General features: G+C 62.6%; 17 protein-coding genes and 1 riboswitch. Of the genes, 7 read left to right on the top strand and 10 right to left on the bottom strand.

Features of this window, described 5'->3' with window-relative positions; translation table 11 throughout:
• The first annotated feature begins 90 nt into the window (after nucleotides 1-90).
• Nucleotides 91-582 (top strand): RNA recognition motif domain-containing protein, encoded by a 492-nt coding sequence (locus tag ABNP46_RS00290; RefSeq protein ID WP_349920495.1) that lies wholly within the window; start codon nucleotides 91-93, stop codon nucleotides 580-582.
• 4 nt (nucleotides 583-586) lie between these two features.
• On the opposite strand, the gene murI is transcribed toward ABNP46_RS00290, so the two are convergent.
• Entirely contained in the window at nucleotides 587-1,375 is a 789-nt protein-coding gene (gene murI / locus ABNP46_RS00285) for a glutamate racemase (protein WP_349920494.1), read from the bottom strand.
• Between the two features lie 114 nt (nucleotides 1,376-1,489).
• On the bottom strand, nucleotides 1,490-3,322 hold the full coding sequence (locus ABNP46_RS00280; protein WP_349920493.1) for a TonB-dependent receptor domain-containing protein: 1,833 nt from the start codon (nucleotides 3,320-3,322) through the stop codon (nucleotides 1,490-1,492).
• 50 nt (nucleotides 3,323-3,372) lie between these two features.
• Nucleotides 3,373-3,548: riboswitch (cobalamin riboswitch) on the bottom strand.
• A 314-nt stretch (nucleotides 3,549-3,862) separates the two neighbouring features.
• On the opposite strand from ABNP46_RS00280, the gene purE reads away from it, so the two are divergent.
• Together purE and ABNP46_RS00270 are read left to right on the top strand one after the other, a co-directional pair.
• On the top strand, nucleotides 3,863-4,372 hold the full coding sequence (gene purE, locus ABNP46_RS00275; protein ID WP_349920492.1) for a 5-(carboxyamino)imidazole ribonucleotide mutase: 510 nt from the start codon (nucleotides 3,863-3,865) through the stop codon (nucleotides 4,370-4,372).
• A complete protein-coding gene (locus ABNP46_RS00270; RefSeq protein WP_349920491.1) occupies nucleotides 4,369-5,493 on the top strand; it encodes a 5-(carboxyamino)imidazole ribonucleotide synthase in 1,125 nt (374 codons plus the stop codon). The genes purE and ABNP46_RS00270 overlap by 4 nt, the downstream gene beginning before the upstream one ends.
• 76 nt (nucleotides 5,494-5,569) lie before the next feature.
• Here ABNP46_RS00270 and ABNP46_RS00265 read toward each other — a convergent pair whose 3' ends face one another.
• From ABNP46_RS00265 to leuE, 4 genes are all read right to left on the bottom strand, one after another.
• Complete coding sequence (locus tag ABNP46_RS00265) at nucleotides 5,570-6,763, bottom strand: L-lactate MFS transporter (protein ID WP_349920490.1); 1,194 nt, start codon at nucleotides 6,761-6,763, stop codon at nucleotides 5,570-5,572.
• A gap of 108 nt (nucleotides 6,764-6,871) precedes the next feature.
• Nucleotides 6,872-7,615, bottom strand: a complete 744-nt coding sequence (locus ABNP46_RS00260) for a LytR/AlgR family response regulator transcription factor (RefSeq protein WP_349920489.1) — start codon at nucleotides 7,613-7,615, stop codon at nucleotides 6,872-6,874.
• A gap of 147 nt (nucleotides 7,616-7,762) precedes the next feature.
• Nucleotides 7,763-9,436 (bottom strand): sensor histidine kinase, encoded by a 1,674-nt coding sequence (locus ABNP46_RS00255; protein WP_349920488.1) that lies wholly within the window; start codon nucleotides 9,434-9,436, stop codon nucleotides 7,763-7,765.
• Between the two features lie 165 nt (nucleotides 9,437-9,601).
• On the bottom strand, nucleotides 9,602-10,240 hold the full coding sequence (gene leuE, locus ABNP46_RS00250) for a leucine efflux protein LeuE (protein WP_349920487.1): 639 nt from the start codon (nucleotides 10,238-10,240) through the stop codon (nucleotides 9,602-9,604).
• Nucleotides 10,241-10,470: 230 nt separating this feature from the next.
• On the opposite strand from leuE, the gene ABNP46_RS00245 reads away from it, so the two are divergent.
• A complete protein-coding gene (locus ABNP46_RS00245; protein ID WP_349920486.1) occupies nucleotides 10,471-11,691 on the top strand; it encodes an MFS transporter in 1,221 nt (406 codons plus the stop codon).
• 141 nt (nucleotides 11,692-11,832) lie between these two features.
• On the opposite strand, the gene ABNP46_RS00240 is transcribed toward ABNP46_RS00245, so the two are convergent.
• Nucleotides 11,833-13,017 carry an NAD(P)/FAD-dependent oxidoreductase gene (locus ABNP46_RS00240; protein ID WP_349922606.1) on the bottom strand — a complete coding sequence of 395 codons (1,185 nt, stop codon included), beginning with the start codon at nucleotides 13,015-13,017 and terminating at the stop codon, nucleotides 11,833-11,835.
• Between the two features lie 84 nt (nucleotides 13,018-13,101).
• On the bottom strand, nucleotides 13,102-13,626 hold the full coding sequence (gene ftnA, locus ABNP46_RS00235) for a non-heme ferritin (protein WP_349920485.1): 525 nt from the start codon (nucleotides 13,624-13,626) through the stop codon (nucleotides 13,102-13,104).
• Between the two features lie 207 nt (nucleotides 13,627-13,833).
• Between ftnA and ABNP46_RS00230 the strand changes: the two genes are divergently transcribed.
• Complete coding sequence (locus ABNP46_RS00230) at nucleotides 13,834-15,618, top strand: diguanylate cyclase domain-containing protein (protein ID WP_349922604.1); 1,785 nt, start codon at nucleotides 13,834-13,836, stop codon at nucleotides 15,616-15,618.
• 120 nt (nucleotides 15,619-15,738) lie between these two features.
• On the opposite strand, the gene fabV is transcribed toward ABNP46_RS00230, so the two are convergent.
• The gene (gene fabV, locus ABNP46_RS00225) at nucleotides 15,739-16,926 is read right to left on the bottom strand and encodes an enoyl-ACP reductase FabV (protein ID WP_349920484.1); all 1,188 of its coding nucleotides are present in this window, start codon (nucleotides 16,924-16,926) and stop codon (nucleotides 15,739-15,741) included.
• 446 nt (nucleotides 16,927-17,372) lie between these two features.
• Between fabV and ABNP46_RS00220 the strand changes: the two genes are divergently transcribed.
• Both ABNP46_RS00220 and trpS read left to right on the top strand, forming a co-directional pair.
• Complete coding sequence (locus ABNP46_RS00220) at nucleotides 17,373-17,807, top strand: universal stress protein (RefSeq protein ID WP_033130880.1); 435 nt, start codon at nucleotides 17,373-17,375, stop codon at nucleotides 17,805-17,807.
• A 193-nt stretch (nucleotides 17,808-18,000) separates the two neighbouring features.
• Nucleotides 18,001-19,014 (top strand): tryptophan--tRNA ligase, encoded by a 1,014-nt coding sequence (gene trpS / locus ABNP46_RS00215; protein WP_349920483.1) that lies wholly within the window; start codon nucleotides 18,001-18,003, stop codon nucleotides 19,012-19,014.
• On the opposite strand, the gene ABNP46_RS00210 is transcribed toward trpS, so the two are convergent.
• Nucleotides 18,993-19,952, bottom strand: a complete 960-nt coding sequence (locus ABNP46_RS00210; RefSeq protein WP_349920482.1) for a LysR family transcriptional regulator — start codon at nucleotides 19,950-19,952, stop codon at nucleotides 18,993-18,995. The two genes, trpS and ABNP46_RS00210, sit on opposite strands and share 22 nt — an antisense overlap.
• Between the last annotated feature and the right edge of the window lie 6 nt (nucleotides 19,953-19,958).

The raw sequence follows: 19,958 nt of genomic DNA, 5'->3' as shown, positions 1-19,958 counted from the left end.
CATGGTAGCGCCCGGCCATAAAGCTGGTTACCATGGAGGTGAATAGAGTGTTGCACCTTTTTTGCTTTCATTTACAAAAGGTCTTTAAAGATGAATTTATCCAAGTTTCCTGCTTATGTGCAGGCTGCCGTACTCGCCCTGGTATTGGCGCTGGTCGGCTACCTGGTTGCCCAAGCTCTGCAGTTTTCTCTGAAAGCCGAAGTTATTTTTGCCGTCGGTCTGGCCATTGGTGGTTTCGTCGTACCGCTGTTTCTCAATCGGGCTCCCGTCAGTGCGGCCGAGCCAGGTACGAATCAGGAGACCTGCACCTTATATGTAGGCAACCTGCCCTATCGCGCCAACGAGATCGCCGTGCGTGAACTGTTTGCAGAACAAGGCCAGGTGATTTCAGTCCGTTTGATGAAAGACAAGGCAACCGGCAAGCGTCGGGGCTTCGGCTTCGTGGAGATGCCTGCCGCCGATGCGGCCAAGGCGATCGTCGCGTTGAATGACAAGGAATATCAGCAGCGTACCCTCAAGGTACGTGAAGCGAATGACAAGCGGGACAGGGATGAGCGGGAAGGCGGCGACGTCGACGCCTGAGAACTCAGAACTCAACCTCTTCCAGTGATGACAACCCCCAAGCTTGCAAGGGGGTTGTCAGTTTCTGGGCCTGGGCATCCAGCCGGGTGCAATATGCCCGCCCCTTCCCCTCTTCCCGCATGGGTGTCGGCACATCGGCCAACAAGTGAGCCACTCGTCTCGCCACCGCACTGCCTGAATCCACCAGTTGGCAATTCGGCATCAGTTGCCGGATCTCGTCATCAAGCAGCGGGAAATGGGTGCAGCCCAGCACCAGGGTATCCGGCACCACCGCTTCGTCCAGCCAATCCGCCAGCACCTCGCGCAACAGCGCCATGTTGACCGGTCGCCCTGCCAGCTTGTGCTCGGCTTCGATCACCAGCTCGGTCGCCCCCTTGAGCAACACCCGCTTGCCTGGGGCGAACTGTGCGATCAGGGTATGGGTGTATGCGCGGCTGACGGTGCCGGGGGTCGCCAGCAGGCCGATGCAACCATTGTGGGTCAGGGCGGCGGCGGGCTTGATGGCTGGAACCACCCCCACCACGGGGACTTTCAGGGTCTCCCGCAGGGCGGGAAGCGCTATGGTGCTGGCGGTGTTGCAGGCGATCACCACCAGATCGATGGCATTTGCCGCCACCATGTGGCTGACCAGGCGACAACAGGCGGCGATAAGCGCCGGCTCGCTCAGTTCGCCATAGGGGAAGTTGGCATTGTCGAAGCAGTAGACGTAGTTGTGCGCAGGCAAGGTGCGACGGATCTCGCGATAGACGGTCAAACCGCCCATGCCTGAGTCGAACACTAGAATATTGGCCACCTGAGCTCCCCCTTGAATGCAAGGCGGCGATCATACTCCCGCGGACGGCCAATAGAAAAGGCCCCGCACATGGCGGGGCCTCGCTTTTTCCTCTCTATATAAGCAGAGGAAGGATTACAGACGATAGTCGGCGGTCAGCTTGAACTCGGTACCCGCCGCGGCATAGCCATAGGCAGGCACATAGTTGCGATCGAACAGGTTGTCGATGCGACCGCCCAGGGTCAGCTGAGGCAGCACATCATAGCTGGCCCCCAGGTTGACCAGGGTATAGGAGCCCAGCACCACCCGCTCGGCCGGGAAGCTGTTGAAGTTCTTGTCATCCCGCTTGCCCACATAGAGCAGCTCGGTCGACAGATCCACCGGGCCCAGCTGTGCCTGGGTCAGCCAGCTCGCCTTCTGCTTGGCGCGGCGCAACAGCTGCTGATCCCCGTCGTTCTTGTCCTCGGTCTTGGTGTAATCGAAGCTCAGATCGTGGCGCAGCGGACCTGTCTCCAGCCCAAGGGCCACTTCCACACCCCGGATCTCGGCATCCGTATTATCCGGCTTGCAGCTGGACGAGGCGCTCTGGCAGGAGATCAGGTTCTGGATCTCGTTGCGATACAGGTTGATGGACCAGTCCCAGGCGGTGTAGCGACCGGAGAAGTCCAGCTCCAGGTTCTTGCTCTCTTCCGGCTGCAGGTTCGGGTTCTCATAGCCCGGGTAATAGAGATCGAGGAAGGTCGGCGCCTTGAAGGCAGTGCCGTAGCTCAACCGTACATTGTGATTCTCGTTGATATCCAGCCCGGCCGCCGCGGACCAGGTGTTGTGGCGACCATACTGCTCGTTGTCATCGGTACGGCCGGACAATTCCCCCAGCAGGGCCTGCCAGCGGTAGCTCGCCACGGCGAACAGACCGGTATTGTCGCGATCCGGTGCATTGAACGACTGGCCATAGCTGCGAGAATCGGACTTCATCTGTTCCTGCTGCCAGTCGGCGCCACCGGTCAGAGACAAGCCTTCCACACCGCTCCAGTTGTTGATCCAGGAGAAACGGGTCAGCCCGGTGTGAATGGGCTCGGCGCTGGACTCGCCATTGCTCTCCCACCAGCTCTTCAGCTTGTTCTCACCGTAGCTGGCCTCCAGCCGGCTGCTCAGGGCACCGCTCTGGTACTTGAGGCCACCGTCGTACTGGAAGGCCTGTACCCGGCTCTGATCGGACGACATATAGGGATCGTCCATCTCGGTCTGGTTGTCATAACCCTGGGCGTTGAAGTCGGCGCTCCAGGCCTCGTTGAAGGCGTGGTTCAGACCGAACTGGCCGTTCAGGCTGTCGAAACCATCCCGATCCGGTTGCTGGGCACCGGCGACCACGTCGAAGCCATCGGTACGCTCATAACCCACCAGCAGGTTCAGGTCGGTCTTCTCGCCCAGAGCCTGCACGGTACGCACCTGACCCTGGCCGTAGCCATGACTGCCCACTCCACCTTTCAAATGGGTCTCGCTGCCATTCTTGGCGGAGGTCTTGGAGATGAGGTTGATGACCCCCCCGATGGCATTGGCGCCATAGACGGCGGCACGGGGGCCACGGATGTATTCGATGCGCTCGATGTTGCCAAGGGGGATCTGGCTCAGATCCGGCGTGCCCGACACCATGGCGGCAATGGGACGACCGTTCATCAGCACCAGCGAATGGTTGGAGTTGGTACCGCGGATGAACAGGCTGCTGGCATGGCCACGACCACCCAGGGTGGTAATCTGCACACCCGGCAGGGTTTTCAGCAAGTCCGGCAGGCTCTGTACCTGACGGGATTCGATCTCGGCACGATCGATCACCATGATGGGAGCAAGCACGGTGCTGGCGGGTTGTTCCACCCGGTTGGCGGTCACCACCAGGGTGTCATTGGCATTGGGGGTCTGGGCGAAGGCTGCTGCCGGCAACAGGGCAACCGCCAATAATGTCTTGGACATGAGAGATCCTTAAGTTCGCGTAAGCATCTTCCGTGGCCGGTTTCTCTCGGCCCGAAATACGAACTTTGGCAGGTCTTCGGGCTCGGGGGCTGATGACCTAGGCGACGGCTTCCCACCCGATGGCAGTGCCTGATGTCGCTTCGTTCCCCCTTACCGCTGCGCGCCAGCTCCGGATTCTCACCGGATTCCCTATTAAGCATGATGCGCCAAAGCGGGGGGGATTATAGGCAGAGTCTCATCGGATGTATAGCCATCTGGATTTCTAAACCAACTTCTGCATTTCACCACGCCATGGCCACCAACGATCCCGCCAGACAGGATCATTCGATGGCCGGAGTCGGCTACGTCACCCAGCACCTCGTGACACAAGTCGTTGAACTGTTTCATGTTGGAGGAGAACTAGCCGAATCACGGCTCCCCGAACCAACCGGCACGGCCCCTCAGCGACGAGGCAAGATACGCTGTCCCGTGAAATTTTGAACCAGCCTGCACGGCTTTTTGGTAACATGCGGCAAACGTTTGACATCCAAGGAAGCCGTAATGACGAACCCCCCTTTGATCGGCCTGGTGATGGGCTCTGACTCCGACTGGCCCGTGATGCAGGCGGCCGCCCGCATCCTCAAGGAACATGGCGTCCCTTACGAGGCGAGAGTGGTCTCCGCCCACCGCACCCCGGACCTGCTGTTCGAGTATGCGGCCAGCGCCCGCGAGCGCGGCCTGCGGGCCATCATCGCCGGGGCTGGCGGCGCCGCCCACCTGCCGGGCATGCTGGCCGCCAAGACCACGATACCCGTGCTCGGGGTGCCGATCCCGACTCGTCAGCTCAAGGGGATGGATTCCCTGCTCTCCATCGTCCAGATGCCCAAAGGGGTGCCGGTCGCCACCTTCGCCATCGGTGAAGCGGGCGCCGCCAACGCCGGTCTGTTCGCCGTCTCCCTGCTCTCGGTCGCCCAGGACAGTGACGCTCCCCGCTATCAGCAGCAGCTCGACGGCTTCCGCGCCAAGGAGCGCGACCGGGTATTGGCCCTGCAACTGGAGGAGCCGGCATGATACTGCCTCCCGCGACTCTGGGGATGCTCGGCGGCGGCCAGCTCGGTCGCTACTTCGTCATGGCGGCCCATCGCCTCGGTTATCAGGTCGTGGTGCTGGATCCGGATCCCGCCAGCATCGCCGGTGCCGCCGCCGATCAGCAGATAGTGGCGGCCTATGACGATGCGGAAGCCCTGGCCGAGCTGGCCCGTCGCTGCGTCGGCGTGACCTGCGAGTTCGAGAACGTGCCGGCGGCCTCCCTGGCCCTGCTGGAGCAACACCTGCCGGTACGCCCCGCCGCCAGTGCGGTGAGGGTGTGTCAGGATCGCCGGGAAGAGAAAGCCTTCCTGACCCGCACCGGGGTACCGGTTGCCCCCAACCTGACTCTGCTCCCCAATGAACCGCTGCCCGCTCTGCCAAACGACCTCTTCCCCGCCATCCTCAAAACCGCCCGCGAGGGCTATGACGGCAAGGGGCAGTGGACGGTGACAAGCAGCGCCGAGCTGACCGCCGCCCTCGCGACCAGCGGCGTGCCCTGCGTGCTGGAGAAACGACTGCCACTGGCAGGTGAATTTGCCCTGACCCTGGCCCGCAGCCCGAGCGGCGCCATCAGCGCCCTGCCCCTGGTGCAGAACTGGCACAGCGGCGGCATCCTGGCTCAGACCCGCTCCCCCGCCAATGTCCCGGCTCTCGAGGCCGAGGCCAAACGCATCGCCGAGCACCTGATCGCCGCCCTCGACTATGTGGGCGTGCTGACGGTGGAGTTCTTCCTGGTGGACGGCAAGCTGCTGGTGAACGAGATGGCCCCCCGCCCCCACAACTCGGGCCATCCCAGCATCGACAACGCCGGTTGCTGCCAGTTCGAGCTGCAGGTGCGCGCCCTGTGCGATCTGCCCCTGCCCAAGCAGGCCGAGGTCCAACCCGCCATCCTGCTCAACCTGCTCGGGGATCTGTGGCAGCACGGCACCCCGGACTGGGCCGGTGCCCTGGCCCTGCCGGGGGTGCACCTGCACCTCTACGGCAAGGGCGAGGCGCGCCCCGGTCGCAAGATGGGCCATGTCACCGTCACCGGCCTGGATTGGCCGACTGTGGAGGCGACCGCCAGCCAGCTTCGCACCCTGCTGGGGCTGCCACCGCGCTGAGTGCTACCCCTTCAATGCAAAGACCCGGGCCAAGGCCCGGGTCTTTTTTTACTGCTTGCGAAGGCGCGCGGGGTTGTCAGGCCCGATCTGCTGCCACCACCGGGGACGGCAGACGAATGGTGAGGGAGAGCACCAGCGCCACCACCATCAGCACCAGGATGAGGTTGAAGGTCGCCATGAAGCCGCCGAACAGGGACGCGACGATGGAACCTATGATGCTGCCGAGACCAAAGCCCAAGTAGATGACGCCGTAGTTCTTGGTCAGGTTGTTCAGGCCGAAGAAGTCGCTCACCAGAGAGGGGTAGACAGTGATGGTGCCGCCGAAGCTGAAGGCCACGCAGGCCACCGCCACGAAGAAGAGGTTCGCATTGAGGGGCACGAACAACAGCAGCCCCATGCCCACCAGCGTGATGACCTGGGCGATGGTGATGACCCGGATGCGGGACATCTTGTCAGACAGGATGCCCAGCACCAGACGACCACCCAGGTTGGCCATGGCGATGATGGCGACGGCGTTAGCGGCCACCGAGCCCGGCAGACCCACCATCTTCTCGCCGATGTCCTTGGCCACGCCGATGACATAGAGGCCGCTCATGCAGGCGGTGAGGAACATCAGCGCCAGCATCCAGTACTGGGGCTTGCGCATCGCCTGTGCCAGGGTGAAGTCACGGCTCTCCGCTTGTTGCTGGGAGGCCGCCTGCTTGGGCGCATCCTTCATCAGCATGCCGCCCACCAGCACCATGGACATGGCGATCAGGCCCCACAGCTGGAAGGTGGCTTCCAGGCCGTTGTTCGACAGCAGCAGCAGGTTGATGTACTTGAAGCCCAGACTGCCAAGACCGTAAGCCCCGATGGAGCAGGCGGAGATCAGCCCCTTGCGCTCCGGGAACCACTTCACGCAGTTGGAGAGGGTCATCAGGTAGCCGGTACCGTCGGCGAAGCCCACCAGGATGCCGGCACAGAGGTAGAGCATGGCCAGGTTGCTGGCATGGGCGGTGAGGAAGAAGCCGATGCCGAGCAGCACACCGGCCCCCAGGGTGACGTTGCGCACCCCGAATCGCTCCTGCAGCTTGCCCGCCATGGAGGAGGCGACCGCCAGGGAGAGGCTGAGCAGACCGAAGGCGAAAGCCACCTGGCTGACCGGCTCGTCCAGTTTGTCGGAGAGCTGGGCGTTGAACAGGCTCCAGGTGTAGACGGAGCCCAGGGCGAACTGGGTGATGATGGTACCAATCAGGGTCAGGTACCGGGTGCGGTTCAGATCGACGGTCATGATGCGCCTCGGGCGGTGGACTCGGGAAGTTGAGCCCACTATAGGAGCGGCGCACGAATTGCAGTCCGATTAAGGCATGAAATGCAGATCGGCGGGAATGAATGACAATCAGAGCCGCATCAGCTGACGGAATGCCTTGATGTTGCTGCGACTGACCGGCACCTCGAACGGCAGATCATGGAGCCGGATGAGATAGGTACTGTTGAACCAGGGCACGATCTCGCGGATCTTGTTGATGTTGACGCAGTAGGAGCGATGGCAGCGGAAGAAGCCCTCCGCCGGCAATCGGCTGACGAACTCGCTGATGGTCATGGTCATCACGTAGCGATCGGTGCGGGTGTAGACATGGGTCAGCTTCTCGTCCGCCTCCACGTAATAGATCTGCTCGCAGGGGGTGACGATGATGCGCTCCCCCTTCACCAGATTGACGGTACGATTCTGGCTCGGACTCCCCTCCCCGCCGGGCTCGGTCCCCGAACTCGGCTGCTGCCGACCGGCATGTTCGAGCTTTTGCAGCAGGCTGATGAGACGCGGCTCGTTGTAGGGCTTGAGGATATAGTCAAACGCCTCCAGCTCGAACGCCTCCACCGCGAACTCCTTGTAGGCGGTGACGAACACGATATGGGGCGGATGGCTCGACTTGTGCAGGTTCTTGGCCAGCAGCAGGCCGTCGATGGAAGGCACCTGGATATCCAGAAACACCACGTCTACCTCGTGATCCTGCAGGTACTTGAACGCCTCAAGACCGTCCTCGAAGCTCGCCACTATCTCGATGGTGCTGTGCTGCGCCACCAGATAGGCCAGCTCTTCCCGGGCCAGGTATTCGTCTTCGACTATGATGGCTCTCAACATGGCATCACCTCCAGACTCAGCAAACAGGCCAGTCCTTCTCGAACCAAGCACTCATCTTCGACCATGATGGCTCTCAACATGGCATCCCCTCCAAACCCGGCAAACAAGCCAACACGCCCGGACATTCATCTTTCACTACGATAGCGTTCAGCACGGCATGGCCTCTGGATCCGGCAGATAGAAACAGACTTCGGTGCCGGGTTCGAGCCGCTTGAGCTGCAGGCCGTCGCCGTACAACAGTTTGACCCGTTGGTGCACGTTCATCAGGCCGATACTGCGACTCTCCACCCGGCCGGCGGCCACGCCGTCGATCACAGCCTGGCTGATGCCATAACCGGTGTCGCGCACCGCCACCCGTATGCCCCCCGCCAGCTGTTTCACCTCGATGGTGACCCGGCCCGGCGCGCTGCGGGGCTGGATGCCGTGCAGGATGGCGTTCTCCACCAGGGGCTGCAGCAGCAGGCTCGGCACCTGAATATGCACGTCGTCCACCTCGAACACCACCTCCAGCTTGTCGCCGAAGCGGGCCTGCTCGATGGCCACGTAGTCGCGCACCTGCTGCAGCTCCTCCTGGATGTCGATGAGCTCATCCCCCTTGTTGAGGTTGTAGCGCAGATAGTCCGCCAGGTTGGCGATGAGCTGGCGCGCCTGCTGGGGACGGATGCGGATGAGCGACGAGATGGCGTTGAGGGCATTGAACAAAAAATGCGGGTTGATCTTGCTCTGCAAGGCGGTGAACTCCGCCTTGCGGGTCATCTCTTTCAATTGCTCGATGCGCGACACCTCCATCTGGGTGGAGATGAGCTGGGAGAGGCCCACCGCCATCTCCCGCAACGAGCTGGTGATGCTGTGGGTGCGGCGAAAATAGATCTTGAGGGTACCGCTGACCACGCCGTTCTCCCGCAGCGGGATGATGATGACCGAGTGGAAGTCCGACAGATGGTACTGGCGCAGATCGTTGTTGATGATGATCTGATCGAGCAGCACGGCCCGCTGGGTCATGTCGCTGATGGCGTGGTGTTCATCCAGCTCGTAGTAACCCTTGCCGACGCCCACGTAGGCCAGCACGTCCCGGGTATCGGTGATGGCCACCGCGTCCGCACTGATCTCCCGTCTTATCACCTCGCACACCTGGCCGAGGGAGTGGCGATCGATCTTCTGGAAGAAGGGCAGCGTCTGGTTCGCGATGTCCAGCGCCAGCTTGGCCTGCTTGGCGGCGATCAGCTCCTTCTCGTCGTCCAAATCCTGCACCAGCTTGATGATGAGGCCGATACACAGGGTTCCCGCCATCATGGGATAGGCGATATGACTGACAATTTCGACACCGACAGCATGAGGTTCTGTTAGCACCCATATCAACAGCATGGTCAGCCCCTCACAGGCCATGCCCGCGAGGATCCCGTACAGCCAGAGCCGCGACTTGCGGCAGCGCAGGTGCAGCCAGGTCGCCAGCAGGCCGGCGATGATGCTGGCGATGAGACAGGGGATGGAGGTGTGACCGTCCATGTCGATGAGGTAGCGGTGCAGGCCGGAGATGACCCCGGCCGGGATGCCGACCCAGGGGCCGAACAGTATGCCCCCCGAGATGATGGCGATGATCCGCACGTTGATGAGGGCCCCCTCCACCGGGATGCCGGTGTAGGTGCTGAACACGGCGAACAGGCCGAAGATGGCGGCGACCATCACCAGCTCCGCCGGGGTGTGATCCCGCTTCTGGAACAATCGCTGGAACGGCCGGGTACGGGTCAGCAGGAAGAGCGTCATCAGCATCAGCGCCGCCCGCTCGAACACCGCCAACAACATCATCTGATTTTCGAGCATGGCCCCTCCGGCCGGCGGCCATCTGGGCGCACTATTAAGGATTCAAGAAGGGCTGCCAGGAAGAGAATGCATCGAGATGGCAGCACGGGAGGCACCCAGTTTACCTCAGAGTGACCGCCAAGGGAGCCTCCGGATGGGGTTGGCCGGACTGACCAGCCCCCGGGTTCAGGAAGAGAGGGTTGCCAGCCTGGCTGCGAAGCCCATGAAGAAGAGCCCGATCAGCCCATTGCCCAGCCTGGCGAGGCGCACCTTGCGTGCAAAGAAGCGGGCCATCAGGGTGCCGCCGAAGATAAGCAGGGTCAGGTAGACGAAGCTCATGGCCTCCAGCATGCCCGCCAGCACCAGATAGGAGACCCAGGTGTGGGCATAGTTGAAGTCGACAAACTGCACGAAGAAGGAGACGTAGAACAGGATTGCCTTGGGATTGGTGAGGCTCAGGGTCAGGGCCTTGCCGAAGTAGTTCTCCTCGGGCACCGCCTCCTTCTGTTCGGTCTCCTGTCTGGCGACGAAGTTCGCGTGCAATATCTTGATACCCAGATAGAGCAGATAGAGGGCACCGAGGTAGCGCACCAGGGTGAACAGCAGCGGCGTGGTGCGAATGAGGGAGGCGATGCCGAGATAGGCGCAGAAGATGAGGATGGCGTCGCCGACGAAGACCCCGAGGGCCGCCTTGTAACCGGCACCGATGCCACGGGTTGCCCCGGTGCGCAGCACATAGAGGGAGTTGGGACCCGGCGCGATGATGATGAAGAAGAGGCCGACCAGGTAGGTCCAGACGTTGATGACCCCAAGACTTTCAAACATAACTTCCCCCGATGCGAGGAAGGGTCCCGGTCTTCGGGGTCCCTCCCGGATGATTAAAGCGTGACCGTCCTATACTATGCCTCCGCCAACAAATCACAAGGGCGCAGCAATCAGGCGATGATCGGTCATCGGCGTCTCCTCCGTCAGAGGGCACCTTGCCCACTTTTGTAATATCCACCGGCGCCGGGATCGGGCATGGTAGAGGGATCCCGGATCACAGACACATCACCATGGACAAGCCTCTCAGTACCGACACCCTGCTCGCCACGCCAGCCGTGGCCGAACCCAGGCACGGCACCACCTACCCGGTGATCGCCGCCATCAGCTTCTCGCACCTGCTCAACGACATGATGCAGTCGGTGCTGCTGGCCATCTATCCCTTGCTCAAGCTCGGCCTCAACCTGTCGTTCGCCCAGATAGGCCTCATCACCCTGACCTACCAGTTCACGGGCTCCCTGCTGCAACCGCTGATCGGCCTCTACACCGACCGCAGGCCCATGCCCTACTCCCTGCCGTTCGGCATGGGATTTACGATGCTGGGGCTGCTCTCCCTGTCGCAGGCCGGCAGTTTTGGCGCCGTGCTGTTCTCGGCCATGCTGATCGGCATGGGTTCCTCGGTCTTTCACCCGGAATCTTCCCGGGTCGCCCGCATGGCGGCTGGCAACCAACCCGGCCTGGCCCAATCCCTGTTCCAGATCGGCGGCAACCTGGGATCGGCCATAGGTCCGCTGCTCGCCGCGCTCATCATAGTGCCGCACGGACAGGCCAGCGCGGCCTGGTTCTCGCTGTTCGCCCTGGTGGGGGTCGTCGTGCTCAGCTTCGTCGGACGCTGGTCCAGCCAGCATGCCGCCAGCTTCCACAAACGGATGAGGGCCCATGCCGGCAACGGCCTGAGCCGCCGCCAGATCGGCTGGACCCTGACCATCCTCGGCCTGCTGATGTTCTCCAAGTTCTTCTACATGGCCAGCCTGAGCAGCTATTACACCTTCTACCTGATGGACAAATTCCACCTCTCCCTCGACAGTGCCCAGTTGTATCTGTTCGCCTTCCTGTTCGCCGTCGCGGCAGGCACCGTGCTGGGCGGCCCCGTCGGTGACCGCATCGGGCGCAAGCGGGTGATCTGGATCTCCATCCTCGGTGTCGCCCCCTTCACCCTGCTGCTGCCCCACGTCGACCTGTTCTGGACCTCGGTGCTCTCGGTCATCATCGGCCTGATCCTGGCCTCGGCCTTCTCCGCCATCCTGGTGTATGCCCAGGAGCTGATCCCCGGCAAGGTGGGCACGGTGTCAGGTCTCTTCTTCGGTCTAGCGTTTGGTCTGGGTGGCATAGGGGCGGCCCTGCTGGGCCAGCTGGCGGACGCCACCAGCATAGAGACCGTGTACCAGATCTGTGCCTATCTGCCGCTGATCGGCCTGCTGACCGTATTGCTGCCGACGCTGAAGAAGGGTTAGCCACCGCTATCCTCGGGTGAGGCTGCGGGAAACCATCGGCAGGGAAGGAGATTCAAATAGAGAGCGGAAGTCGCCATCAGGCGGGAGAAACACAATCGGGCCCAGAGAGGGGCCCGATTGTGGCGTCGTTAGACCTGTTCGTCAGCAGTACTGCCCTGCCACCCAGCCCGATGACCAGGCCCACTGGAAGTTGTAGCCGCCGAGCCAGCCGGTCACGTCCACCACCTCGCCGATGAAGTAGAGCCCCGGCACGGTGCGCGCCTCCATGGTCTTGGAGGAGAGCTCGTTGGTATCCACCCCCCCCAGCGTCACCTCGGCGGTACGATAGCCCTCGGTGCCATTCGGCAAGATCTGCCAATCCCCCAGCAGGTCGGCGATGGCCGCCAGCTCCCGCTCGTTGTACTGGCGCATCGGCTTGTTGCTGAGCTGACCCAGCTCCACCAGCTTGTCGACGAAGCGTTTGGGCAGCTCGCGGCCCAGCACGGTTTTCAGCTCCTGGGCCGGATGGGCCTCAGCCCAGCCCTTGATGGCAGCAGAAATATCCAGATCCGGCAGTAAATTGATGTGTATCTTCTGCCCAGGTAGCCAGAAAGAGGAGATTTGCAGGATGGCCGGGCCGGAGAGGCCGCGGTGGGTAAACAGCATGGCCTCCTTGAAGCTGGTGCCGTCTTCTGCGGTCACCGCCACCGGCAGGCTGACTCCCGCCAGATCGGCGAAGGCCTCCTTCTGTGCCTGATGCAGGGTGAAGGGCACCAGGCCGGCGCGAGTCGGCAGCACGTTGAGGCCGAACTGCTCCGCCAGCTTGAAACCGTAGGGAGTGGCGCCGAGCTTGGGCATGGAGAGACCGCCGGTGGCCACCACCAGGGAGTGACAGCGGATAGCCCCCTTGCTGGTGTCGAGCAGGAAGCCGTCATCGCTCTTGCTGACGGCAAGCACCTCGGTCTGGTACTGCTGGCTCACCCCGGCCCACTCGCATTCGGTGAGCAGCACCTCGACGATCTCTTTCGCGCTCTCGTCACAGAACAGCTGGCCCAGGGTCTTCTCGTGATAGTTCACCCTGTGCCTGTCCACCAGGTCGATGAAGTCCTGCTGGGTGTAGCGCGCCAGCGCCGACTTGCAGAAGTGGGGATTGCCCGAGAGGAAGGCATGGGGGCCGGCCTGATGATTGGTGAAGTTGCAGCGTCCGCCGCCGCTGATCAGGATCTTGCGGCCCGGCTTCTTGGCGTTGTCCAGCAGCAGCACGGAGCGCCCGCGATAGCCTGCCTGGGCCGCACACATCAAACCGGCCGCACCGGCCCCGATCACCACCACATCAACCTGCGTCATCATCACTCACTCATCCAAAGAAAAACGGCCCCTGCATAAGAGGGGCCGTCATTGTACTGGCTGAACATTAAGTGTCCACGACTATCAGGCGTTGCTGTCCATGATGCTGGTCGGTGCGCCCTTGGCCAGCTCCGCCAGCTCCTTGTCGATGAAGTAGAGGCCCTTGCCATCCTCGCCCACCAGGGAGAGACGGTCGACGACGCTCTTGAACAGCTTCTCTTCTTCGTGCTGCTCGGCCACGTACCACTGCAGGAAGTTGAAGGTGGAGTAGTCCTGGGTGGTGAAGGCCACGTGGGCCAGACCATTGATGCACTTGGTGATGTGATACTCGTGCTCCAGGGTGGTGCGGAAGATGTCACCCAGGGAGTTGAACTCGTGGGGCGGCGCCTCGATGGCTCCCAGCACCGGCATGGAGCCCGTCTCGCTCACATAGGTGAACAGGCGCTCCATGTGCTGGCGCTCCTCGACCGCGTGCTGGCGCAGGAAGGTGGCAGCCCCTTCGAAGCCCTTGTCCTCACACCAGGCGCTCATCTGCAGGTAGAGATTGGAGGAATAGAATTCCAGATTGATCTGCTCGTTCAACTTCTCGATCATGGCTTTGGCCAACATGATGATTCTCCAGGGTGATGTGTTCCCGATTGTCACCACTGTTTTACCACGAATCAACTCCGGGTGTGTGATGCGTCCCGAGTTGTGACCCTGCCCCTCTCATCTTTCCCCCCATACGGGCATAGAGAAGCAAAGAATCATGGTGTACCCGGACTCAGCCTCTATGATGGCGCCAGTGGTCAGGAAGAAGATTCGATGAGACTGGTGATGGCTCTGGTGCTGCTCTGGATGACTCAGGTGCAGGCGGCTCCCCCCTTGTTTGACGAGACGGAATTAGCGGCGGCGCGCGATCCTGCCGGCTATTTGCAGCGTCTCGACGCCGAGCCACGCCAGGGGATGGAGCTGTTCCACGCCAGATCCCTCGCCAAGGCGGCACTGGGACGCCATCCCGACGCCCTGGTAGACAACGCCCGCGCACGCTCCCTCGCCGCCGCCCACAAAGAGACCAGCCGCTTGCTGGACTTCCGGTTGCAGCAGGTCGCCCTCACTCTGGAGACGGAAGCCCCTCGCCAGGCCCTCAGGCTGCTGGCGCAGTTGCAACCCGCTCTCATGGGCCATCCGGCCAGGCTCGCCCAGTGGCATGCTCTCAACGGTCTCGCCCTCTATCGCACCCGTCAGCTCAAGGAGGCCATCGGCGAACTCAAGACCGCCTATCACCTCAATCAGCAGGCACAGGAGACGACCCTCTCCAGCCTGCAACGGGCCCGCCTGCTGATGACCCTTGGCAACCTCTACGCCGATCTTCGTCTCTATCAGGAGTCGGAAACCTATTATCAGGATGCCCTGCGGCTGATGGTCCGGCTGGACGAGCCCAACAGCCAGGCCATCATCAAGGCCAACATGGCGCGGCTCTACATCGACACGGACCAGCCGGCCAAGGCGTGGCAGTTGCTCGATACCCTGCTCGGGCAGCCCGGCCTGCCACCGGACTACCGCGCCATCGTGCTCGGCTATCAGGCCATAGCCCTCAATGGATTGAAAGAGTGGGAAGCGGCCTGGCAGAGGCTGAACGAGGCGCAGGAGATCTACCTGAGCCTCGGCTACCCCCAGGCGGCGTCACGCCTGACCGAAACCCGGGCCAGGACCCTGCAAGGGAGCGGCGAGAAGCAGCTCGCGCTGCAACTGCTGACGGCCCAGACCGAGGCCACCACCATAGAGGGCAAGGCGCTGCAAGCCAGCCTGCTGGCGGATCTGGGGCGCTACCCCGAGGCCTACCGGGCCATGACCGAATACATGCAGGATTACCAGCAGCACTTCAACCAGACCCTGAGCCAGCACGCCAGCGCCTTTCAGGCCGAGCGGGAACTGGCGCGCAGCGAGGCCAGCAACCGCGCATTGCAGCAGGAGAATGACCGCAAGCGCCAGCAACTGCTGTATCAGCAGAGCGCCCGTTACTATCAGCTGATGCTGGTCTTCCTGCTGGGGGTGGCCCTGGTCCTGCTCGGGCTGGCGACCCACAGGTTGCACCGCAACTCGCGTCACCTCTACAAACTCGCTACCTTCGATCAGCTGACCGGGCTGCCAAACCGGCGTGCCCTGATGGAGCGGCTGGCGCACCAGTGGCAGCAGCACCAGCCGCTGACCCTACTCATCATCGACATCGATCACTTCAAGCAGATCAACGACAGGCACGGCCACCAAACCGGGGATCTCGCCATCCAGCGACTGGCCCATGAGCTGAAACGCTGGGCACCGGATCTGCAACAGATTGGGCGCTGGGGAGGAGAGGAGTTTCTGGTGGCCATGCCCCAGGACGGTGCCCGCTGCCGGGAGCAGGCCGAGCAGCTGCGCCAGCGGATCGAACTGCTGCACCACCCCACCATCACCGTCAGCATCGGGGTGGCAGAGCGATCCCCCGCCGATACCAGCCTGAGCCAGCTGATCCACAGAGCCGACATGGCCATGTACCAGGCCAAACGCCAGGGGCGCAACCAGACCATACTGGCGCACTCCCCCGACACACCCGCCGAGTCAATTCCCAGCGTGGCCTGAGAGTGGCCCTTGCTACCCGCCCCCATGGGCTCTCATCAGGCAACACGCACCATCGTCAGATGCGTACTGACGCACGCCCCGACACACCAGTCGAGTCGATTCCCAGCGTGGCCTGATGGCTCAGGGTGTCAGCTCGGTCAGGGCCGCGACATTGACCGGTGCGCCATAATCGACCTCCGGCAGGTCGAAACCGTTGAGCCACATGAAGTCCCGCTCCAATCCGCCGAAATCCCCGAGACTCTGGAAGTTGTCCGGCGTGACCTTGGACCAGAGTGCGGAAACTGCAGCCTGAATGGCCGGCTCCAGCTCATGATCGTCCATGCGGATCAAACGGTTGCCATCGGCCACCACCCCCTTGGGGCCATACATCTTGTCGGCGAACAGCCGCCGCATCTGCTCGATGCAGCCCTCGTGCACGCCGCGCTCCTTCATCACCCCCATCAGCAGGCCGAGGTAGACGGGCAGCACCGGAATGTAGGCGCTCGCCTTGGTCACCAGCGCCTTGCACACTGACACCCAGGCGTGGCCACCGAGGGCTGCCAGCTGCAAATTGATGCTCTCGGCACTGGCGTGCAGGTGCTCCTTGGCGTAGCCGATGGTGCCGTCACGGTAGATGGGATAGGTGGATTCCGGGCCGATATAAGAATAAGCCACCGTCTTCACGCCTTTTGCCAGACAATCCGCCTGCTGCAGCGCCTGTAACCAGAGCTGCCAGTCCTCTCCCCCCATCACGGTGACGGTGTCGCGGATCTCCTCCGGACTGGCCGGCGCCAGGGTCTGCTGCACCAGGGCCTCGTGCTCCAGATCCAGGCCCCAGCCAGTGAACGGCTGGCCCGTGGTCTTGAGTACGGAACGCACCTGGGTGCCATCAGGCATCACCCGGATGCCGCTCGCGAGGGAATAGACCACCAGATCCACCTGCCCCAGTTGCTGGCGGATGATGTCGATGGCCTGCTGGCGCATGGCATCTGAGAAGGCGTCGCCGATCAGGTTGACGGCGATGCGCCCCTCCTGCTCCGCCGCCTGGCGAAACCAGATGTTGTTGTACCAGCCCGCACTGCCGAGCCCTTTTTCCGAGGGGCCTCGCTCGAACGAAACACCAACGGTGTCGGCCCCTGCCCCGAAGGTCAGGGCGATGCGCGACGCCAGGCCGAACCCGGAAGAGGCTCCCAGCACCAGCACCCGTTTTGGCCCGTCGAAACGGCCCGCCGCCCTGACGCTGGCGATCTGCTGGGCGACGGCGGCACGGCAGCCGATGGGGTGGCAGTTGCGGGCGACACAGCCCTGGATTTGCGGACAAATAATCATGGGCATCTCTCCAAACGAGGGGATCACGCGGCGGGCCATCCCTATCCGGCCCCGGGTGGGATCATCATAGACGGCTTCGACGACGAAACTGGCTACAGCATAACCATGGCGAGGTGACAAACCTTGATGCGAACGGGGATAAACGGAAGAAAGGGGCAGAAAAACAAGAGGGAGCACGAGGCTCCCCAAAGCGGTATTCAGATGCTTTTTGTTGTTTTGTGTTCATTGCGAAGCACGGGCACATCCTATTCCCCTGATCTTGTCACGACAATAGGCTGGCGTGATCGGCCTCAAATTTCTGGCTAATTTATATGCAACCCGCGAATGGGGGCGGCAAGCTGGCTTCACAGGACGCCCGTGCCAATGCCCCACATTGTGACGACGAGGTCGTTTTAGTTTCAGCAGACATTGGTATAGTGGACTCAGGATCGATGAGGAGAACTCCCATGAATGGAACCTATTACAAACACGTACTGGCCGCGATCGACCTATCGGAAGACAACCGCAAGGTGATCGAGAAGGCGGTCGACCGGGCCCGCTCCAACGGTGCCAAGCTGTCGGTGATCCATGTGGATGTGGACCTCAAGGACCTCTACACCGAGATGATCGATATCGACATCGACAACGTGCAGGATCAGGTGATCGCCGAGGCCAAAGAGAAGCTGGAAGCCTTCCTGGCATCCGTGGACTACCCCATCGAGAAGAAGCTGGTGATCTGCGGCGATCTCAGCGAGCGGGTCAATCAGGCGGTCAAGGATTACCAGATAGACCTGCTGGTGTGCGGCCATCGCCAGAGCTTCTGGAGCCTGCTCACCTCGAGCGCGCGCCAACTGATGAACACTGTCCCCTGCGATCTGCTGGTCGTCCCCTTGCAGAAGTGATCAAAGGGGCGTAGCTTGATTGACCATGAACATGACCGCTTTTAATCACAACAACTGGTGGTGCTGCTCCTAACAGGCGGCACTGCTTTTCTATGTGACATTTACGACAGAAAACACCGTGACCGCCGAGAGGCGGTCATTGTTTTTGTGTCCCATGTCGCCTCCCGGCCCACCCCCAACTGGAGAGAGTGACATGCATAACCCCATCATACTGACCGGCGATCGCCCCACCGGCAAACTGCACATCGGCCACTACGTCGGCTCCTTGCGCCAGCGGGTGGAAGCCCAGTCCCATTACCGCCAGTTCGTGATGATCGCCGACCTGCAAGCCCTGACCGACAACGGCCACAACCCGGCCAGGGTGACCGACAACGTGCTGGAGGTGATGGCCGACTATCTGGCCGCCGGTCTGGATCCCGCCCGTACCACCTTCTGCCTGCAGAGCGCCCTGCCCGCCCTCGCCGAGCTCACCTGCTACTACCTCAACCTGGTCAGCGTCGCCCGGCTGGAGCGCAATCCCACGGTGAAGGCCGAGATCCAGCAAAAAGGGTTCAAGCGCAGCCTGCCCGCCGGTTTCCTGGTCTACCCGGTCAGTCAGGCCGCCGACATCACGGCGTTTCGCGCCACCCATGTGCCCGTGGGGGAGGATCAACTGCCCATGCTGGAGCAGACCAACGAGATAGTGCGCCGCTTCAACACGCTAGTCGGCAAAGAGGTGCTGACCGAGTGCCAGCCGATCCTGAGCGCCACCGGCCGCCTGCCCGGCATCGACGGCAAGGCCAAGATGTCCAAGTCCCTCGGCAACACCATAGAGCTCGGCATGTCGGCAGACGAGATCAAGCAGGCGGTGTTCGCCATGTATACCGACCCCAATCACCTCAAGGTGAGCGATCCCGGCCAGGTGGAGGGCAATACGGTGTTCGCCTATCTGGATGCCTTCCACCCGGACAAGGCCCTGGTGGCGCAGATGAAGGCCCATTACCAAGGCGGCGGCCTTGGCGACATGCGCTGCAAGCAGGTGCTGAACGACTGCCTGCAGAGCCTGCTCGCCCCCATGAGAGAGCGCCGCCAGGCCGCCATCGCCGACAAGGGTCAGCTGCTGGCGCTGCTGCACAGGGGCACCCAGCAGGCCCGCACCCTCACCGACGAGGTGCTGGCCGAGGTCAAGGGGGCCATGGGGCTGGATTACTTCGCCGGGTTGCGCTGAGCCGCTGTGCCCAGGGCGGCCTCGCCGTAGCGTTCGAAGGCGAGCAGGTGCAGCAGGCTCTTGAACCAGCGGATCGCCTCGTCGTGGGCGCTCAAGGGGTGGCCCGCCATCAGGTAGACGATGGGGATGGCGGGCTCCAGCTGATGGAGTCGCAGCGGGTAATAGCGGCAGAAGTGGCGCCCGATCATCTCCGGCACCACCACCAGGTAGCGGCCGGTCGCCATCAACTGGGGCACCGCCATGAAGCTCGGCAACCTGGCCCCCAGCTCCCGAGCGACCCCGAAACGAGCCAGCCAGAGCTCCACCATGGCCTGACTGTGACCCCAGCTGGAGGTGTAGATATGGGGGCGGCTCACCAGCTCCTCCGGCCCCAGCACGTCCGGCAGAGCGCTGCCGAGCGGTGACAGACAGACCAGGGGATTGGTGAACCACTCCTCGCGCCACAAGCGGGGGGAGAGGTGATTGGCATCGGCAAAGCCGATCACCAGATCCAGCTCCCCCTTCTCCAGCTCCCGCTCATAGTCGCTGTTCGCCAGCTCGCACACCTCCAGCCGGCAGGCGGGCGCCAGCTGGTGCATGCGCTCCACCAGGGTCGGCACCAGGCCGTGCTCCACCGAGCCCGGGGTGGCGATGCGAAACACCCGCTGGGCACTGGCGGGCTCGAAGCCCTTTGCCTGTCGCAAGCCCTGCTCCAGCATGGCCAGGGCCTGGCGCACCGGCCCGGCCAGCGCCTTGGCGCGATCCGTGGGCATCATCTCCCGCCGGCTCATCACGAACAGGGGATCGTCCAGCGCCTGTCGCAACCGGCCGAGGGCGTGGCTGACGGTGGACTGGGAGAGATGCAGCCGTTCGGCGGCACGGGTGACGTTGCGCTCCTGCATCAGCATGTCGAACACGGTGAGCAGGTTGAGGTCGAGGCGGGAAAGGGGCTGTTCCATCGATAA

Origin of the sequence: Aeromonas veronii (assembly GCF_040215105.1) — a bacterium.
GTDB classification, from domain to species: Bacteria; Pseudomonadota; Gammaproteobacteria; order Enterobacterales; family Aeromonadaceae; genus Aeromonas; species Aeromonas veronii_G.
This window is presented reverse-complemented; position numbering and strand designations above follow the sequence as displayed.

Excerpts from the sequence above, each read along its gene's own strand:
- ABNP46_RS00290 (WP_349920495.1), top strand. The coding sequence starts at position 91 with ATGAATTTATCCAAGTTTCCTGCTTATGTGCAGGCTGCCGTACTCGCC.
- ABNP46_RS00280 (WP_349920493.1), bottom strand. The coding sequence starts at position 3,322 with ATGTCCAAGACATTATTGGCGGTTGCCCTGTTGCCGGCAGCAGCCTTC.
- purE (WP_349920492.1), top strand. The coding sequence starts at position 3,863 with ATGACGAACCCCCCTTTGATCGGCCTGGTGATGGGCTCTGACTCCGAC.
- ABNP46_RS00270 (WP_349920491.1), top strand. The coding sequence starts at position 4,369 with ATGATACTGCCTCCCGCGACTCTGGGGATGCTCGGCGGCGGCCAGCTC.
- ABNP46_RS00265 (WP_349920490.1), bottom strand. The coding sequence starts at position 6,763 with ATGACCGTCGATCTGAACCGCACCCGGTACCTGACCCTGATTGGTACC.
- ABNP46_RS00260 (WP_349920489.1), bottom strand. The coding sequence starts at position 7,615 with ATGTTGAGAGCCATCATAGTCGAAGACGAATACCTGGCCCGGGAAGAG.
- ABNP46_RS00255 (WP_349920488.1), bottom strand. The coding sequence starts at position 9,436 with ATGCTCGAAAATCAGATGATGTTGTTGGCGGTGTTCGAGCGGGCGGCG.
- leuE (WP_349920487.1), bottom strand. The coding sequence starts at position 10,240 with ATGTTTGAAAGTCTTGGGGTCATCAACGTCTGGACCTACCTGGTCGGC.
- ABNP46_RS00245 (WP_349920486.1), top strand. The coding sequence starts at position 10,471 with ATGGACAAGCCTCTCAGTACCGACACCCTGCTCGCCACGCCAGCCGTG.
- ABNP46_RS00240 (WP_349922606.1), bottom strand. The coding sequence starts at position 13,017 with ATGACGCAGGTTGATGTGGTGGTGATCGGGGCCGGTGCGGCCGGTTTG.
- ftnA (WP_349920485.1), bottom strand. The coding sequence starts at position 13,626 with ATGTTGGCCAAAGCCATGATCGAGAAGTTGAACGAGCAGATCAATCTG.
- ABNP46_RS00230 (WP_349922604.1), top strand. The coding sequence starts at position 13,834 with ATGGCTCTGGTGCTGCTCTGGATGACTCAGGTGCAGGCGGCTCCCCCC.
- fabV (WP_349920484.1), bottom strand. The coding sequence starts at position 16,926 with ATGATTATTTGTCCGCAAATCCAGGGCTGTGTCGCCCGCAACTGCCAC.
- ABNP46_RS00220 (WP_033130880.1), top strand. The coding sequence starts at position 17,373 with ATGAATGGAACCTATTACAAACACGTACTGGCCGCGATCGACCTATCG.
- trpS (WP_349920483.1), top strand. The coding sequence starts at position 18,001 with ATGCATAACCCCATCATACTGACCGGCGATCGCCCCACCGGCAAACTG.
- ABNP46_RS00210 (WP_349920482.1), bottom strand. The coding sequence starts at position 19,952 with ATGGAACAGCCCCTTTCCCGCCTCGACCTCAACCTGCTCACCGTGTTC.